The organism is Hahella sp. KA22, from assembly GCF_004135205.1.
Taxonomy (GTDB): Bacteria; Pseudomonadota; Gammaproteobacteria; order Pseudomonadales; family Oleiphilaceae; genus Hahella.
The window spans coordinates 3619811-3635764 of record NZ_CP035490.1 but is presented as its reverse complement, the minus strand read 5'-3'; the positions used below and the strand labels follow the sequence as shown (position 1 = coordinate 3635764).

Here is a 15954-nt window from a genome sequence, read left to right as displayed (position 1 = left end):
GGGCGTACAGAGGCCTATTCATACAAGGCCATTCCGGTAAGCTCGGTGACATGAACCTCACGATTGACGTAAACCGAGCAGAGTCCCACACCCCAATTGCCGAGGGTGACCTCAATAGCCTGGAGACATACTTGAGAAAGGATCTATGGGACTACTACGAAACCGAGAAAAATAAAGACGGAAAACCCGGAGCCAACTGGGAAGCGCGGTACGCATTTGAGCACCCTGAAGAAGTCAGCGCCCAAGGGTACATTCCACTCGGGAAACTGGTGTTAGTCACCCATCTGCCGGAAGTCTACTACAGAGAAGAAATCAATGGCGTCGACTGGCTGCACTACGGTATTCGCGGCGAAGGCGTCGGCCGAGGTCTGAACTACTACTGGGCTTACCCATTGGGCGCTGGTTACTACCTGACGTTCAATTTTCATTTGACCTCCGAAGTGGGCGACAAAGAGCTGAGATACCAACGCATGTACGAAGACGCCAAGCGTATTATGTCGATGGTCGCGCTTCGAAAGGCCTGATATTTAAGAAATTATTGGGCTTACGATGATCATGCAATTACCGAAGCGACTATTAACGGGCAAAGGCCCTGCTTTTTCAAGGCTTAATACAAAAGAATGCAACATAGGCGACTACCGGCTGAAGTATCAACTGCCAGGGAACAGCATTGATATTGGCATACCTAAGAAGCCCAATCCTTCGCACTTGAATCTAAATAATGACCTCTTCGCGACATATGAGTGCGACAAAGAGTTCAACCGCACCTTTGTGCAAATGGGGTTTGAGTGGTGGGCCTATCGCGGGTTTTTCCTACAAGGCAGTTTTGGCCAACTAGGAAGAATGTCTTTGCATGTGGATGTTAATCGCGCAGAGCCTCACGCCCCTATATCGGAGGGCGACCTTAATAGTCTGGCGTCCTACCTGAAACAAGAATATTGGACATACTACGAAACAGACGGCGGCATAAACCTGAGAGCCAGACAGCACTACGAAAACAACAAAGTTCTGATGGGCGACACGCCTGTTTCCGGCTTTCTGGTGATACTACCTGATCCCTACACCAAAGAACGCATCAATGGCGCCGACTGGCTCGCCTACCACATCAACTCGGAAGGCATGGCCGGACACCACCATACCTACTACTGGGCCTATCCCTTAAACAAGGATTTCTACCTCACCATCAGTTTTTGGATGCAGCTCGAAATAGGAAATCGCGCAATGCGGTCGGAACGCCTGCTCGACGACGCCAGACGCATCATGTCCATGATGGAACTTTACAAGAGCTGATAATGATCGACCAATTACTCAAGTCGATCTTAACAGGCAAAGGGCCGGATTTTTCAAAACTGACCGCGAAGGAATGCCGGATTGGCGACTATCTCTTGGTCTTCAGGTTGCCGGGCAATGTTCAGAGGTTAGCCAAACACAAAGACCCTGACCTGACGCAGGTTCTTCTCACTCCGAACGCTTTTATGTCGAGCGTAGAGAAAGAGTTCAATCGGGAGTATGTACATGCCTGTTTCGAATGGTGGGCGTACAGAGGCCTATTTATACAAGGCTATTCCGGTAAGCTCGGTGACATGAGCCTCACGATTGACGTAAACCGCGCAGAGTCCCACACCCCAGTTGCCGAGGGAGACCTCGATAGCCTGGAGACATACCTGAAAAAGGATTTATGGGACTACTACGAAACTGAGAAAAATAAAGACGGAAAACCCGGAGCCAACTGGGAGGCGCGGTACGCATTTGAGCCCCTTGAAGAAGTCAGCGCCCAAGGGTACATTCCACTCGGGAAACTGGTGTTAGTCACCCATCTGCCGGAAGTCTACTACAGAGAAGAAATCAATGGCGTCGACTGGCTGCACTACGGCATTCGCGGCGAAGGCGTCGGCCGAGGTCTGAACTTCTACACATCAGTTACTTTCTTCCCTGAACCTGTCAAAGCCGAGCGATCTTCCTCCCACTGAAGGCGACGATCTGCCCTACTCGGACGACGCCTGGTCGGCAGTGAGCCCGTCTGATGACATGTCTAGAGGCGTAAGTATCCGCGTCGTTGCGCAAGGTAGGAGCGCATCGGAAACCGTCACGCCCGCCATGCATCCTGAGTTGGATCTCACTATTCAATCGCTGCCCTTAGTATCCAACTCAAACGCGTCATCATACTTCACCACACCAACGGGAATCTCCCCTCCAAATCCCAACGCCATAAAGTACTCCGGCGGCACGCCGGGTAACTCCAGACCAGGATGCGGTTTGAAACCAAAGCAATTGTAGTAGCCGGGATCGCCAAGAAGCACGCATCCGGCGGCGTTATGCGCCTGCAGGCGGTTCAAGGCTTCCCGAATGAGGGCTGAGCCAACACCCTGTCCTTGTCGATCCGGGTGTACGGAAACCGGACCGAGGCCATACCAGTTTTGGGTATTAGCGGCATCGGTTTGACCAGAACTGTGATGGCCCTGGATGGCCACCGGGGAAATAGCGATGTGGCCGATCAGTTCGCCCTGCGCTTCCGCCACCAGTGAAATGGTCAACTTGCCACGCTGCCTGAGCGCATTGACGATATGTTGCTCCGTATGACTGGTATGAGGCGCGTTCAGGAACGCTTGTTCGGTGACCCGGGTGATCGCGTCTAAGTCGTCTGATTGTTCATTGCGAATATGGAAGTTCATGTGTTGTCTCGTTGTTGCTTGCCAAACAAGGCTAGCCCTGGCGGGCTGTCGCCAGCCGCCAGGGAATGAGGGTTTACTGGTTATCCAATTGCGGACGGACGGCTTTCAGCCCGGCCATATTGATTTGATAAGGCTTTCCGCTTTTTGAATGGATAAGGCGTTTGTTTTTGAGTTTAGTGAAGACCGGCAACGTGCAGTCGGCAAGCACATAGCCCTCGCGGGTGTAGCATTCAACGAATGTCACCTTACCTGAGGTATTGCGTGTAAATATGATGCGGCCGCCTTTGGCGAGGACGTGCAACGTCCGTTGTTCCGGCTTGGAAATGTTCATGTTGGAACCTGTAGCAGTAATCAAATATGCGACACGGCAAGCATGCGTTCATGCTCGCCACGAAAATGCGCGTATCGATAACCGAAACTCCTGACAAAACAGGGGTTGGGTTATCGGATTACTGCTATCTCCAACATATACACCTCTTGAAAGGCAGGTAAACAATTCCATCCCGCCGCTTTTTAAGCTGGGATGAAATAAAAAATTCTGATTGAAAACAGACGCTTTGCGTCAGGCGGGAGAAGTTAGCCTATTTTTCCCGCAGGCGTCAAGCCGCCGGTGGCGCTTTCCGGCGGCGACTGGGGTGCGAAAGAAGGGCTGCGTTATAACTTGAAGCGCGACACCAGCCCGTTCAATCCTTCGTTGGCGCTGGACAGTTGATTCATGGACGCTTCCGAGTCCTGCGCCAGTTTGGTCAGTTCACTGATGATCATGGAGATTTCCGACATGTTCTCGCTGATCTTATCGCTGACCTGACTCTGCTCCTCGGCGGCGGTGGCGATATGGGTGTTGAGGTCGTTGATCTCATCAAAAGAACTGAGCACTTTGTCCAGGCCCTGGGTGAGTTCTTCGTTGTCTTTCACCACCACTTCACTGCTGTCCTTCATGCCGGACATGGCGTTCACCACCACGGACACGCCGCTCTCCAGACGATTCAACATGCCATCGATTTCTTCCGTGCTGTTCTGAGTGCGGGCGGCCAGTGCGCGCACCTCGTCCGCCACCACGGCGAAGCCCCGACCCTGATCTCCCGCTCTGGCGGCTTCAATTGCGGCGTTGAGGGCCAGCAGATTGGTTTGTTCAGCGATGCCGCGAATCACATTGATAACATTGCTGATCAACTGCGCCTCCTGACGCATGGTATTGACGTTCTCCACCGCCTCCGTAACACGGCGACTCAAATCCACTACACTCTCCCGCGCCCGGGACACTGTCTCTTTGGATTTCTGCGCGGAGCGACTCGCATCCTCTGTGAAAGTAGAGGTTTCCGTCGCGTTCTTGGCGACGGATTCCGCGGTGGCGGCCATTTCAGTGACGGCGGTGACCACCTGCTCGGTTTCACCCGCATGATTGTTCATCATGCGATAGTTTTCTCTACTCTGCTTTTCCACTTCCGACACGATGTCGGAGATCTGTTTACTGGAGACCGACAACTCGCCGATCATATTCGCCAGAAACTTAATGAACTTGTTCACCGATTCCGCCACGCTGCCCACTTCGTCGCGACTGCTGATTTGAATACGCTTGGTCAGATCCGCTTCGCCGGTGCTGAGAATATCGATATTGGCGCGCAGCACGCCCAGGCGTTTGCTTAGTTGCGTGAAGGCCATGAAGCCGAAGAAAACAATCGCCAGCGCAATGGGGGTCTGGATCGCCGCCAGAGTAGACATCACCGAATCCGTCGCCGCGCTCAGCAACGACGTTTTAATACTGACCGCCAACAACCAGGGCGTACCGGGCACGTCGCGGACGAAAAAGGAATAATCTTCGCCGTCTTTGCCGTTTTCATATTCGCTGGAATAAGTTTCTTGATTGGACGCGGAGCCCAGATAGTCTTTGACCTCCGCCAGAAAAGGAGACTGTGACGCCAGATCGCTGACGTTCTTCAGAATCGCGTCGCCCTGCAATCCGCTGCTGTTGTTGAGAATCTTGCCGTCCCGCTCAAAGATCAGCAGTTGCCCATTCAGTTCCTTTTCCTTCTCCGCCGCCAGACCGTTAAAGAACCCCAGGGTCACATCGATAGTGGAAACGCCATAAGCTTCGCCGTTGACGCGAATGCCCATGGAGCAATTGGTGCGCGCCTCCGGACTGGCGGAGTCCCGATAGGCCGGCGCCCAGGCGCACTGCCCGGCGGGGGCGTTCAAGCCGTCTTTATACCAGCTCTGCTCGTAATAGTTTTGCGATTCCGGGGTGTTCCAGTAGGTGTTGGTGACCAACTTGCCGCTGCCGTCACGATGAATAAAGGTGCTGTTTTTGACGACATTGCTGTCCCGCTTGCGCGGCAATGGCCAGACCCCGCCGCCGAACACCTGCTTCTTGCCGTACTGATCAATCATCGCGCCCAGTTGCTTGTCGATCTGATCGCTCTCCAGCAAAGGCACGGTCTGGGTGATCACCCGCTGCTGCGCCTGCACTTCGGACAGCTCCGACAGAATCTCGTGCACTAGCGCATGCAGCACGCTGTTGATGTTTCTCTGTTCTCCCTGAACCAGGGTGGGCGCCACCCACTGCTGTATTCCTAATGCCGTAAATACGCCGACAATGGCCAGAAACACGATTAAAAACAAGGTGTATCTGTAACGAATGGACATGACGTCTCCCCGAATATGCGCCTCGGTTACTGGAAATTTTGGGTCGATTCAGGATGCGAAAGCCGCATCGCGACTAACTATAAGATATAGCACTAAATTCCAGATTTTCCCCTTTACGGGGCCGGAGTGACTGAGAAACCAGGCGTGGGGCGTCATTATCCAAAGCGCAATTTTGACCAGCGCCGGGAAGCTGACGGGGCGCTTTGCGCAAAAAGAGGCCGACTGACGCCGGCCTCCACATGATTGAGATACGCGTTGGCGCTCTCCTAATCCGCCTTTAATCCATTACGATCAGGGACATGTCATCCATGCGCACCCGTTCGCCACTGGTGTAGCCCATCAACTGGCCGATCACGCGAATGCGATACCAGCCGGTTTGCGAGGCGTAGAAGGTTCCATGGGTTTCATTGCTGCTCCAGGTTCCCAGAATGTTATTCCCATGGCCGGTGCAGAATGCATTGTCGCTGCTCGATGGCGCAATGATGGAGACCGTTCCGTTGGGATAAGTCACCTCCAGATTAATATCGAACCAGGTGAAATTGTCAGCAGACTGCACAGCGCATTCTGCATTGAAGAACACCGCCCGGGTGTCCACGTTGCTGGCGTAGACATAGGCGATGGTGCCGCCACTGGAGGTGATCGGCAGCGCATGCGCCGCACCGTCTGAATAGATGACCGGGCTAAGGTAATACACGCTGGATTCCACATCCGCGAAACTGAAAGCAGAGGCTGCGCCTAACAGCGCGCCAGCGGTCAAGGAGATGAGTCTTTGTTTGGTTTTCATAGTAATGCCCTCTTGTTTGCTCGTATTGAGGCGCGCACCGCCCACTCATCGTCTAAACAGCTACGGCGACGACGAGGGAATGTGTGCTCTGTGAGTTCTGGAAAAATGTGAAAGGCTTAAGGCGTCTGCGCCTGTTGTTCGTTGTCGGTCAGGGCCGCCACGCTACTGGTTGCGGAAAGAGCGGTGAGAATGGCCGTCGCCTGCTCTTTGACGAAGGGATCGCTGTCGCTTTGCATCGCCAACGCCAGATCGCGTCTGACGGAGACGTCAATACTTTCCTGCCCCATCAACTGGTTGAAGGCGATGGCGCGCACCAACGGAGAAGGATCCTGCCGCGCCAAGCGGCTCAATTGCTCAAACGGCGCGGCTTCGCCCCGTTCCGCGTAAGCGCTCAACGCCATAGCACGGGTATCTGCATCTGAGGACTGCACCCCTTGTTCGAACAGGGTTGCCGCCTGATCCGGCTCAGCGCCCATGAGACTGGTGCGATACTGAGTCACAGGATTGTCGTCCACCGACTCGACCGGCGCGGACGCATACAAACTGGCGTTGAGAAACAACAAGGATTCTGTCAGCTCAATCTGCTCTTTTGGATACAGACTGATCGCCGCCAGAGACTCGCCGTGATACAGGTCCGCATGGTTATAAGTGTGGGAGAGGCGCTTCATGGCGTCGGGAATGGACGCGTTGAGCACCAGCAAGGACAGCTTGGTGTCCCGTAGACGGTCATCCAGATAAAAACGCACCCCGGTCAGCGCTTCCAATTTGTTAGTCAGTAACGACAGGGGATAAGCATTCACATTGACCGTCACCAATCCGTTGGCGGCGACGGTGATGGTTCCGTCCGCAGGCGTAGCTTCCGTCGCAAGCGTAGTGATCTCTTCCTCTGCGTAGGCTGGCGTATTGCGATCAGAGGCAGTCGCTTTAACAGGCGCCACGGAAGCGACTTCAACGCTCGGTTTAACCGGCTCCGCACTCCCCCCGAATAAATAAATGGCGGCGACGCTGATCGCCGCGCCTAAAACGATAGCGATGGAAAAATGAATGGTTTTCATAGCTGCCTCCTGCATTTATGATCCATGGGCTCCGCGCTGATCTGAGGGCGCAGCCTGTTGGAAACCTTGCTGCAACGACGCTGGTTTTGTCGTTGCCTGTTATCAGGATGGGTTCAGTTTACGAAGGGGCGGATCAGGGGGCAGTTAACTTTTTGGACGCAAAAATGTGACATTGTCACGAAAGTTCAGAAGCAATATTCATAAAACGAATTAGTACATAATTTTTAATTATTTTATTGCATATAAGAAGACACCTAGAATTGCCCGATCTTTATCACAGGCCATGGGAGGCTTTTATGAAATTCAATCGCTTACGTCGCACTCTTGTACTTGGCGGCCTGGGTCTGGCCCTTGTCTCCGCGTTAGTCACCCCCAGCTTCGCCGCAGAAGACCTGCTGCAAAGCATTCAAAAAAGGGGCTCCATCCAGGTGGGCCTGGAAGGCACTTACCCTCCGTTTAACTATCAGGATGAAAACGGCCAGCTTACTGGCTTCGAGGTGGAGTTCGCCAAAGCGCTGGCGGATCAGCTGGGCGTGAAAGCGGAATATCAGACCACCAAGTGGGACGGTCTGCTCGCGGCGCTGGAATCCGAACGTCTGGACGTGGTGATCAATCAGGTGACCATTTCCGATGCGCGCAAACAGAAATATGACTTCTCCGCCCCGTACACGGTTTCCGGCATTCAGGCGCTGACCCGCAAGGATCTGGAGAGCGAAATCAACGGACCTTCCGACTTGGCTGGAATGAAAGTGGGTGTTGGTCTGGGCACCAACTATGAATCCTGGTTGCGTGAAAACGCGCCGCAGGCGGAAGTAAAAACCTACGACGACGACCCCACCAAATACCAGGATCTGCGCTTCGGCCGCATCGACGCCATTCTGATCGACCGCTTCGCCGCCTTCGAACTGCTGAACAAAACCGGCGACGCGCTGACTCTGTCCGGGGCGCCCTTCTCCCGTCAGGAAGCGGGCGTGGCGCTGCGTAAAGGCAACCCCGAACTGCTGGCGGCCATCGACAAAGCCATCGCTAAAATGCGCGAAGACGGCACGCTGCAAAAACTGTCGGAGAAATGGTTCAAGGCTGACGTAACGCAATGATCGAAAGCAGCCTCAAGCTGATTGCGGACTCCGCCCCATTCCTGCTGAAAGGCGCCGGATACACCGTCGGGCTCAGTCTCGGCGGTATGTTTTTCGGCCTGATACTGGGTTTCACGCTGGCGATGATGCGGCTGTCCAGTTTCCGCGCCCTGGACTGGACCGCCCGGATCTATATTTCTTTCTTCCGCGGCACCCCGCTACTGGTGCAACTGTTCATGATTTACTACGGGTTGCCGCAGCTGGGCGTCCGTCTTGAACCGCTGACCGCCGCGCTGATCGGTTTCTCTCTGAACATGGCCGCCTACGCGGCGGAAATCCTACGCGCCGCCATCGCCTCCATCGATCGGGGACAATGGGAGGCCGCCGCCAGTATCGGCATGACCCGCACGCAGACGCTGTATCGCACCATACTCCCGCAAGCTGCGCGCACCGCCCTGCCCCCTTTGGGCAATAGTTTTATCTCATTGGTGAAAGACACCGCTCTGGCGGCGACGATCCAGGTGCCCGAGCTGTTCCGGCAGGCGCAACTGATCACGGCCCGCACCTTCGAAATATTCACCATGTACCTGGCCGCAGCGCTGATTTACTGGGTGCTCGCCAGCCTTCTCGCACACTTGCAGAACCGCCTGGAAGCCCGGGTCAATCTGCATGAAAAGGACGCCTGATTGATATGATCACCCTGCGCAATCTGACCAAGCAATTCAAAGGACAAGCCGTGCTGAAAGGCATTGACCTGGAGATTCAGCCCGGTGAAGTGGTCGCTATTATCGGTCCCAGCGGCTCAGGTAAAACCACGCTGCTGCGCTGTATGAATCTGCTGGAAGAGCCCAGCGGCGGCCACATCCGCGTCGGTGATTTCGAGATCGACGCCGATCGCCCTCTGGGTCCGCAGCAAGGTCTGATACGCAAGCTGCGCCAGCATGTCGGTTTCGTCTTTCAGAACTTCAATCTGTTTCCTCACCGCACGGCGCTGGAAAACGTGATGGAAGGCCCCGTGGTGGTGAAAAAGGAGTCTCGCGAACAGGCCGCCGCCAAAGGCCGCAGCCTGCTGGCCCGTGTCGGTCTTACGGGTAAAGAGGATTCTTATCCCAAACGCCTTTCCGGCGGACAGCAACAACGGGTAGCCATCGCCCGCGCCCTCGCCATGGAGCCGGACGTGATTCTGTTCGACGAACCGACCTCCGCCCTTGATCCCGAGCTGGTGGGCGAAGTGCTGGCGACGATTCGCAGCCTGGCGGAGGAAAAGCGCACCATGGTGATCGTCACTCATGAAATGAGTTTCGCCCGGGACGTGGCCAATCGCGCCATATTCATCGACGGCGGCGTCATCGTGGAGCAAGGAGACGCCAAGACGTTGTTCAGCAACCCTAAAGAAGCGCGCACCCGCCAGTTCCTGAACAAGTTCCTCGGCGACAACGCCACTCAGCCCCTGCCGGAAGACGCGTGAGCATGCTTCCGGTGCGGTTGCTCCTGCAATAGCCAGCGAAACAACGCGAACTGCGACGGCAGATAAAACAGATATTCCGGGTGCCACTGCACGCCGATGATCTTGCGGCCGCTGACGCATTCCACCGCCTGCACGATAAAGTCCAGATCGCGCCCCACTACTTTCAGGCCAGCGCCGGGCACCTTGATCGCCTGGTGATGCAAGCTATTGACACGCAGTTTTCTGGAGCCGCAGATGGCGGACATCCGAGAGTCCTTTTCCAGCTGAACCTGTTTGGTGGGCAGCAATCCCGGCCGGTTATAGGTGAGCTTGCGCATATGACGAATGTCCTGATGCAGCGCCCCGCCCAGCACGCAGTTGATCAGTTGCGCGCCGCGACAGATGCCCAACAGCGGGATGTTGTGCTCCAGGGCTTTGTGAATCCAGGCGATTTCCAGAGCGTCACGATCCGGGTCTATTTTGACTTTCTCATTGATATCGCCGTTGTAGTGTTCCGGGCTGATATCGTCGCCGCCTCCAATAATCAGGGCGTCCAAGGGAATGCCACTGGGGGCATGACGCACACTGATGCGCTCCGGATGCGCGCCCGCCATGCGCAGCGCTAACTGCGCGCACCACCAGGATGGCGACCACTTGCGGCCGCTGCCGGTTACGCCAACCCGGAGTCTTGTATCCATTGTTCCATGGTCTCTATCCAATCATGGCGACTGACGCCCAATAGCGGGCGCCACGCGTCCAGATAAGCAGCGCTAAGTCGTTCAATATCATCAGGACGACAGGCCAGCTCCTCCACCACCCACCAACTGTTCCAGGGAACCGCCAAGCTCCAGTCAGGGCGGTCGATCAATGAGTTCGGCAGGCGATAGTGAAAGGTTGGACGCGCCTGAATACGCTCATCGTCCACAGCGCGCCGTACCCGCTCGCCATCTATTTCCATTAGCAGCGGCAGCATGTCCAACGCACGGTTACGGGTAGGATTATAGGCGAGGTAGTCAATAAACAGCCGATCCAGGTTCGGCGCCGGGTCCGACAAAAGTTGGCGCACGTATGACTCAGGGTAAAGATCGATATAAGGGCTGATGCGTCGGGTCATATCCACTTGCAGACGCTCCACCAGCCACCATTGCAGCAGGCTGAACGCCTTCAGGTAGGCGGCGATGGCCGCGGCATCGAGGGAGGGAATCTCCGGGTTGATGTGCACGCCGTAGGCGGCGATGGGCGAGTCTTCCGTGCCTTGGGCGCCGGCGTCTCTCAGGGCGACGACCATAGGGTCCAGCGCAGTGAGGCTGGTGATCGGCAAGGGTGGGCACACTACTTCCATCGGAACCAGCAGCTTCGCCGCCTGACCCAGCAGTTGCACCCACTCGTCTTCTTCCTCTCCTTGTTGCTGGGCGGCCTGACGTTTGAAGTAATCCCAATCCACTTCAACACTGAACTTCCCCAACGAGTCGACATGAAGCTTTTTTTCCGCCGCTGAACCGGAGATGACCTGCGCGCCCAACGCAGTTTGCAGCGCGGCCACGGTTTGCTCCAGTGTCAGCCCGGTGAACTCCAGCTCAAACCCGACCAGCCGCACCTCTCCGTCGCCTCGGCGAACGATGGATGGAGTTTTGAAGCTATTGTCGCCGGCATTCATGCAGAGACCTCCGTAATGGCGCCTTGGCGCTGCGGATTCATAATTGGCATTGTAGCATCCGACGTCGCCCGCTGGCTGCGGCGCCTGCTTCATACGCCGTCCACAATTGGCTTTATACGTAGACAAAGCGGCTTCCGATGTGTGTAAAAGCCAGAAAGCGCGCCGCCTGCAAGGAAAGATTACGAAGAATTCAGACGCACAGAATTCTACTGAAGCGCCCAGATCAAAGTGATAATCTTTCTCGTATAACCATGACGCCCATGTTGGCGCCGCCGCCAGCGTCCGAAGCGAGCACAACGCCAGGCCGCCCCGTATCCGCCGGCGCGCACGATGCGCTTGTATTCACGTTTCAGGCTAAGGACTCAGGACATGTCTTCACGAATGCTGAACGGGGCGCTTGCCGCGGCCCTGATTGGTATCAGTCTCACAGGACTGCTGCACGCCGCCGGTAGACCGCCCACCTCAGTCATCGCCGCATCCGCGCAATCCACTCCCTATTACGACAAAATCGAAGCGTTGGGCACAGTCAACGCTAATGAGTCGGTCAATATCACGCCAAAAATCACCGAGAAAGTGATCAGCATTCATTTTGAAGACGGGGCCAGCGTCAAGCGCGGCGACCTGCTGATCAAGCTGGATGATGAAGAAGAACAGGCCAATCTGCGCTCCACCCTGGCGGTACAGGCTGAGCGGGAGAGCGCTTATCGCCGAGCCCAGGAGCTTTACAACCGCCGCGTCGGCAGCGAGGCGGATCTGGATGCGGCCCGCGCCCGCGTGGATCAAAGTCAGGCGGAAATCGAGGCCATTCGCACCCGCATCGCAGCCCATCAGATCACCGCGCCGTTCAACGGCGTACTCGGCTTGCGCCATATCAGTGTGGGCGCGCTGGTGGAACCCAGCGACGTGCTGACCACGCTGGATGATCTCAGCGTCGTCAAAGTGGACTTCGCTATCCCTTCGGTTTTCCTCGCCAACCTGAAGCCGGGGTTAAAAGTGGAAGCTGAAACCAGTGCTTACCCCGGCCAGACATTCACAGGCGAACTTAAGAGCATTTCTCCGCGGGTCGACCCGGTCACACGCACCGTGCAGGCGCGGGCCGCCTTCGATAACCCGGGACGCATGCTACTGACCGGCATGTTGCTGCAGCTGGACCTGCAGTCACGCCCACGCACCACCCTGGTGATTCCAGAAAGCGCCATCTCAACAGTGGGAACCGCTCACTACGTTTTTGTGGTGGCGGAAGGCGAACCGGCCAGAGCGCAACGCAGACAGGTGGAAATCGGCTCCCGCAAAGCCGGTAAGGTGGAGATTCTGAAGGGCCTAGAGGAAGGCGACTTGGTTATCAGTCATGGTCTGGTTAAAATCTCCGACGGCTCCACGGTAAAAGTCATCGCTGTGGATGACGGCGCCCTCAACGTCGCCAAGCTGTTACAAGGCGAGAAGCAGGCGGAACAAACGGAATGATGCTCTCAGACCTCTCCGTCAAACGCCCGGTGTTCGCTTCGGTGATCGGACTGTTGCTCATCGCCTTCGGTTATCTCTGCTTTGAGCGCTTGCCGTTAAGGGAATATCCCGCCATTGATCCTCCCGTGGTCAGTGTCACCACCGACTATCCCGGCGCCGCCGCCAATGTGGTGGAAACGCGTATCACCGAGGTGATCGAAGAACGCATTTCCGGGGTGCAGGGCATCGTGTCGATTTCTTCCCAGTCCAGCAACGGACGCTCCCGCATCACCATAGAGTTCGACATCGGCCGCGATATCGACGCCGCCACCAACGACATTCGCGACCGCGTCTCCCGTATCGCCGACAACCTGCCGGCGGAAGCGGAGCCGCCGGATATCGCCAAAGAGGACAGCAGCGACGACGTCATTCTGTGGTTGAACCTGTCCGCCACCAACATGACCGTGCCGGAGCTGACCGACTACGCCAATCGCTATCTGGTGGATCGTCTGTCTGTGTTGGACGGCGTCGCCCGCGTACGGGTCGGCGGCGGCAAGATCTACGCCATGCGCATCTGGCTGGATCGCAGCGCCATGGCGGCGCGACGCATTACGGTGACGGATATCGAAGGGGCGCTGCGGGCGGAGAACGTAGAGTTGCCGGCAGGCAGCATCGAATCCCGGGACACCCAGTTCACCGTACGCACCGAGCGCAATTTCCATACTCCAGAAGACTTCCGCAAACTGGTGATCGGCGCAGGACAGGATGGCTATCTTATCCGCCTTGGCGATGTCGCCAAAGTAGAGCTGGGCTCCGTGGAAGAAAGAGGTATCTTCCGCGGCAACGGCGAAACCATGGTCGGCGTGGGAGTCACCAAACAGTCCACCGCCAACGTGCTGGATGTAGCCCGCGCAGTGCAGGCCCAGGCCAAGCGCATCAATCCCACCTTGCCGGAAGGCATGACCCTGCAAGCCAGCTACGACTCCTCCGTCTTTGTAGAAGGCGCCATCAACGAAGTGGTGAAAACCCTGTTTATCGCCATCGGGCTGGTCATCCTGGTGATTTGGGCTTTCCTGCGGGATTTGCGCGCCACTCTGGTGCCGGCGGTTACGGTGCCGATCTCCCTGATCGCCACCTTCTGCGCCCTGTACGCCTTCGATTTCACCATCAATATGTTCACGCTGCTGGCGCTGGTGCTGGCCATCGGCATGGTGGTGGACGACGCCATTGTCGTGCTGGAGAACATTTATCGTCGCATGCATGAGCACAATGAGACGCGGCTGGTGGCGTCATTTCGCGGCAGTCGTCAGATCGGCTTCGCGGTTATCGCCACCACTATGGTGCTGATCGCCGTATTCGTGCCAATCGCCTTCCTGCAGGGCGACATCGGTCGCCTGTTCTCCGAATTCGCCCTGACGCTGGCCGCCGCCGTGGCGTTTTCCAGCGTCATCGCCCTCACCCTGTCCCCCGCCCTGGCGTCGAAGATTTTGCCTAATGACGACAAAGCCCAGGGCCTGAGCGAAGGCGGTCATTTCTTCCATAAAGTACAGCATGCCTATGGCGCCATGCTGGCGGCCTGTCTCAAGGTGCGCTGGCTGTTTGTGGCGCTGATGCTGGCGATTTGCGCGGGCTCTGTCTGGCTCTATAAGGACTTGCCGGAAGAGTACGCGCCCAAAGAAGACCGCGGGGCGTTCTTTATTCTGGTGAACGGTCCGGAAGGCGCGACTTACGACTACATGCTCGATTACATGAATGAGATTGAGCGACGCTTGATGAAGTTCGTCGATTCCGGCGAGGCGCAACGGGTGCTGGTGCGGGCGCCGCGCGGGTTCGGCAATATCGAGAACTTCAACTCGGGATTCGCCCTGGTGGCGCTGAGCCCCTGGGGTGAGCGACGTTCCGCCTGGGACATCATGGACGATGTACGCAAATCTCTATCGGACTTGCCGGGCGTGCGCGCCTTCCCGGTCATGCGGCAGGGGTTCGGCGGCGGCATCTCCAAGCCAGTGCAATTTGTCATCGGCGGCGGCACTTATGAGGAGCTGGCGGAATGGCGCGACATTCTGTCCCAGGAAATCGACGCCTCCAATCCCGGCCTCGCCGGCGTGGACTTCGATTACAAGGAAACCCGCCCTTACCTGTCCGTGCAGATCAACTATGATCGCGCCGCCGACCTGGGGGTAAAAGTGCAGGATATCGGTCGCACGCTAGAGTCTGTTCTCGGCGGCCGCACCATCACCACTTATCTGGATAACGGCCAGGAATACGACGTGATCGTCGAAGGCGAACGCGACGCGCAACGCACCCCCGCCAGCATTCAAAATATTTATGTGCGCTCTCAACGCAGCGGCGAGTTGATTCCTTTGTCCAGCGTGGTCACCCTGCGCGAATTCGCCGACTCCAGCAATCTCAATCGCTTCAATCGCCTGCGTGCGATCACCTTGGAAGCCAACCTGGAGGATTCCCTCACTCTGGGCAAAGCGCTGAGCTATCTGGAGAATCTGGTGGAAACCCGCCTGCCCGCTCACGCCCAGATTGACTACAAAGGCCAATCCGCCGATTTCCGCGAAGCGGGAACCGCGCTGGCGACCACGTTAGTATTAGGCATTCTGATTGTGTTTCTGGTGCTGGCGGCGCAATTCGAGAGTTATGTGCATCCGTTCGTAATCATGCTGACGGTGCCGTTGGCGGTGGCCGGCGGCATGCTCGGGCTCTACGTTACCGGCAACTCTCTCAATCTGTACACGCAAATAGGCCTGATCATGCTGGTGGGACTCGCCGCAAAAAACGGCATTTTGATCGTCGAGTTCACCAACCAACTACGCGACCAGGGGCTCACCTTCGACAACGCCCTGGTGGAGGCGTCCATGGCCCGTCTCAGACCGATTCTGATGACCGCGGTCACCACCATCGCCGGCGCCGTGCCCTTGATGTTGTCCGACGGACCTGGCTCGGAAACCCGCTCAGTCATCGGCATCGTCATCCTTTGGGGCGTCTCCGCGGCCACCTTGTTTACCGTGTTTATCGTTCCCGTAGCGTACAGCCTGCTGGCCCGCAAAACCCGCTCGCCCAAAGCGGTGGAAAAGCAGTTGGAAGAAGAACTCAAGCTGCATGAAGACCACGCCATAGAGCATCTGGCGGATTAGATTCACTCCTATCAACCCGTCGGGAGGGAAG

The 15954-nt window shown here is 56.7% G+C and carries 15 protein-coding genes and 1 pseudogene; 9 read left to right on the top strand and 7 right to left on the bottom strand.

The window, feature by feature from the left end:
• The first annotated feature begins 131 nt into the window (after positions 1–131).
• The 4 genes and pseudogenes from EUZ85_RS32015 to EUZ85_RS32010 all read left to right on the top strand — a co-directional run.
• Positions 132–524, top strand: coding sequence for a hypothetical protein (locus tag EUZ85_RS32015; RefSeq protein WP_370454946.1), 393 nt, complete (start codon positions 132–134; stop codon positions 522–524).
• Positions 525–708: 184 nt separating this feature from the next.
• The gene (locus EUZ85_RS16195; protein WP_371683214.1) at positions 709–1290 is read left to right on the top strand and encodes a hypothetical protein; all 582 of its coding nucleotides are present in this window, start codon (positions 709–711) and stop codon (positions 1288–1290) included.
• Between the two features lie 2 nt (positions 1291–1292).
• Positions 1293–1970: a hypothetical protein gene (locus EUZ85_RS16190; protein ID WP_241567057.1), complete on the top strand. Its 678-nt coding sequence runs from the start codon at positions 1293–1295 to the stop codon at positions 1968–1970.
• Between the two features lie 58 nt (positions 1971–2028).
• A pseudogene (locus EUZ85_RS32010) lies at positions 2029–2082 on the top strand (hypothetical protein); the annotation flags it as partial.
• A gap of 41 nt (positions 2083–2123) precedes the next feature.
• Here the strand turns inward: EUZ85_RS32010 and EUZ85_RS16180 are convergent.
• The 5 genes from EUZ85_RS16180 to EUZ85_RS16160 form a co-directional block, all read right to left on the bottom strand.
• The gene (locus EUZ85_RS16180; protein ID WP_127970262.1) at positions 2124–2672 is read right to left on the bottom strand and encodes a GNAT family N-acetyltransferase; all 549 of its coding nucleotides are present in this window, start codon (positions 2670–2672) and stop codon (positions 2124–2126) included.
• Positions 2673–2745: 73 nt separating this feature from the next.
• Complete coding sequence (locus EUZ85_RS16175) at positions 2746–3003, bottom strand: YjhX family toxin (protein WP_127970261.1); 258 nt, start codon at positions 3001–3003, stop codon at positions 2746–2748.
• A gap of 323 nt (positions 3004–3326) precedes the next feature.
• Positions 3327–5315, bottom strand: a complete 1989-nt coding sequence (locus EUZ85_RS16170) for a methyl-accepting chemotaxis protein (protein ID WP_127970260.1) — start codon at positions 5313–5315, stop codon at positions 3327–3329.
• A 277-nt stretch (positions 5316–5592) separates the two neighbouring features.
• A complete protein-coding gene (locus EUZ85_RS16165) occupies positions 5593–6099 on the bottom strand; it encodes a hypothetical protein (RefSeq protein ID WP_127970259.1) in 507 nt (168 codons plus the stop codon).
• Positions 6100–6215: 116 nt separating this feature from the next.
• A complete protein-coding gene (locus tag EUZ85_RS16160; RefSeq protein ID WP_127970258.1) occupies positions 6216–7154 on the bottom strand; it encodes a hypothetical protein in 939 nt (312 codons plus the stop codon).
• Between the two features lie 296 nt (positions 7155–7450).
• On the opposite strand from EUZ85_RS16160, the gene tcyJ reads away from it, so the two are divergent.
• The 3 genes from tcyJ to tcyN are packed head-to-tail and all read left to right on the top strand — an operon-like array spanning position 7451 to position 9698.
• A complete protein-coding gene (gene tcyJ / locus EUZ85_RS16155) occupies positions 7451–8251 on the top strand; it encodes a cystine ABC transporter substrate-binding protein (RefSeq protein WP_127970257.1) in 801 nt (266 codons plus the stop codon).
• Positions 8248–8916 carry a cystine ABC transporter permease gene (gene tcyL, locus EUZ85_RS16150; RefSeq protein ID WP_127970256.1) on the top strand — a complete coding sequence of 223 codons (669 nt, stop codon included), beginning with the start codon at positions 8248–8250 and terminating at the stop codon, positions 8914–8916. The genes tcyJ and tcyL overlap by 4 nt, the downstream gene beginning before the upstream one ends.
• Positions 8917–8921: 5 nt before the next feature.
• Positions 8922–9698: an L-cystine ABC transporter ATP-binding protein TcyN gene (gene tcyN, locus EUZ85_RS16145; protein ID WP_127970255.1), complete on the top strand. Its 777-nt coding sequence runs from the start codon at positions 8922–8924 to the stop codon at positions 9696–9698.
• Here the strand turns inward: tcyN and EUZ85_RS16140 are convergent.
• A complete protein-coding gene (locus tag EUZ85_RS16140) occupies positions 9674–10375 on the bottom strand; it encodes a gamma-glutamyl-gamma-aminobutyrate hydrolase family protein (RefSeq protein WP_127970254.1) in 702 nt (233 codons plus the stop codon). The two genes, tcyN and EUZ85_RS16140, sit on opposite strands and share 25 nt — an antisense overlap.
• Entirely contained in the window at positions 10348–11334 is a 987-nt protein-coding gene (locus tag EUZ85_RS16135) for an amidoligase family protein (RefSeq protein WP_127970253.1), read from the bottom strand. The genes EUZ85_RS16140 and EUZ85_RS16135 overlap by 28 nt, the downstream gene beginning before the upstream one ends.
• 369 nt (positions 11335–11703) lie before the next feature.
• Between EUZ85_RS16135 and EUZ85_RS16130 the strand changes: the two genes are divergently transcribed.
• A complete protein-coding gene (locus EUZ85_RS16130; RefSeq protein ID WP_127970252.1) occupies positions 11704–12798 on the top strand; it encodes an efflux RND transporter periplasmic adaptor subunit in 1095 nt (364 codons plus the stop codon).
• Positions 12795–15923 (top strand): efflux RND transporter permease subunit, encoded by a 3129-nt coding sequence (locus tag EUZ85_RS16125; RefSeq protein ID WP_127970251.1) that lies wholly within the window; start codon positions 12795–12797, stop codon positions 15921–15923. Before EUZ85_RS16130 ends, EUZ85_RS16125 begins: the two co-directional genes overlap by 4 nt.
• Positions 15924–15954: the final 31 nt, after the last annotated feature.

Coding starts and splice junctions, on each gene's coding strand:
- EUZ85_RS16190 (WP_241567057.1), top strand. CDS start 1,293: ATGATCGACCAATTACTCAAGTCGATCTTAACAGGCAAAGGGCCGGAT.
- EUZ85_RS16180 (WP_127970262.1), bottom strand. CDS start 2,672: ATGAACTTCCATATTCGCAATGAACAATCAGACGACTTAGACGCGATC.
- EUZ85_RS16175 (WP_127970261.1), bottom strand. CDS start 3,003: ATGAACATTTCCAAGCCGGAACAACGGACGTTGCACGTCCTCGCCAAA.
- EUZ85_RS16170 (WP_127970260.1), bottom strand. CDS start 5,315: ATGTCCATTCGTTACAGATACACCTTGTTTTTAATCGTGTTTCTGGCC.
- EUZ85_RS16165 (WP_127970259.1), bottom strand. CDS start 6,099: ATGAAAACCAAACAAAGACTCATCTCCTTGACCGCTGGCGCGCTGTTA.
- EUZ85_RS16160 (WP_127970258.1), bottom strand. CDS start 7,154: ATGAAAACCATTCATTTTTCCATCGCTATCGTTTTAGGCGCGGCGATC.
- tcyJ (WP_127970257.1), top strand. CDS start 7,451: ATGAAATTCAATCGCTTACGTCGCACTCTTGTACTTGGCGGCCTGGGT.
- tcyL (WP_127970256.1), top strand. CDS start 8,248: ATGATCGAAAGCAGCCTCAAGCTGATTGCGGACTCCGCCCCATTCCTG.
- tcyN (WP_127970255.1), top strand. CDS start 8,922: ATGATCACCCTGCGCAATCTGACCAAGCAATTCAAAGGACAAGCCGTG.
- EUZ85_RS16140 (WP_127970254.1), bottom strand. CDS start 10,375: ATGGATACAAGACTCCGGGTTGGCGTAACCGGCAGCGGCCGCAAGTGG.
- EUZ85_RS16135 (WP_127970253.1), bottom strand. CDS start 11,334: ATGAATGCCGGCGACAATAGCTTCAAAACTCCATCCATCGTTCGCCGA.
- EUZ85_RS16130 (WP_127970252.1), top strand. CDS start 11,704: ATGTCTTCACGAATGCTGAACGGGGCGCTTGCCGCGGCCCTGATTGGT.
- EUZ85_RS16125 (WP_127970251.1), top strand. CDS start 12,795: ATGATGCTCTCAGACCTCTCCGTCAAACGCCCGGTGTTCGCTTCGGTG.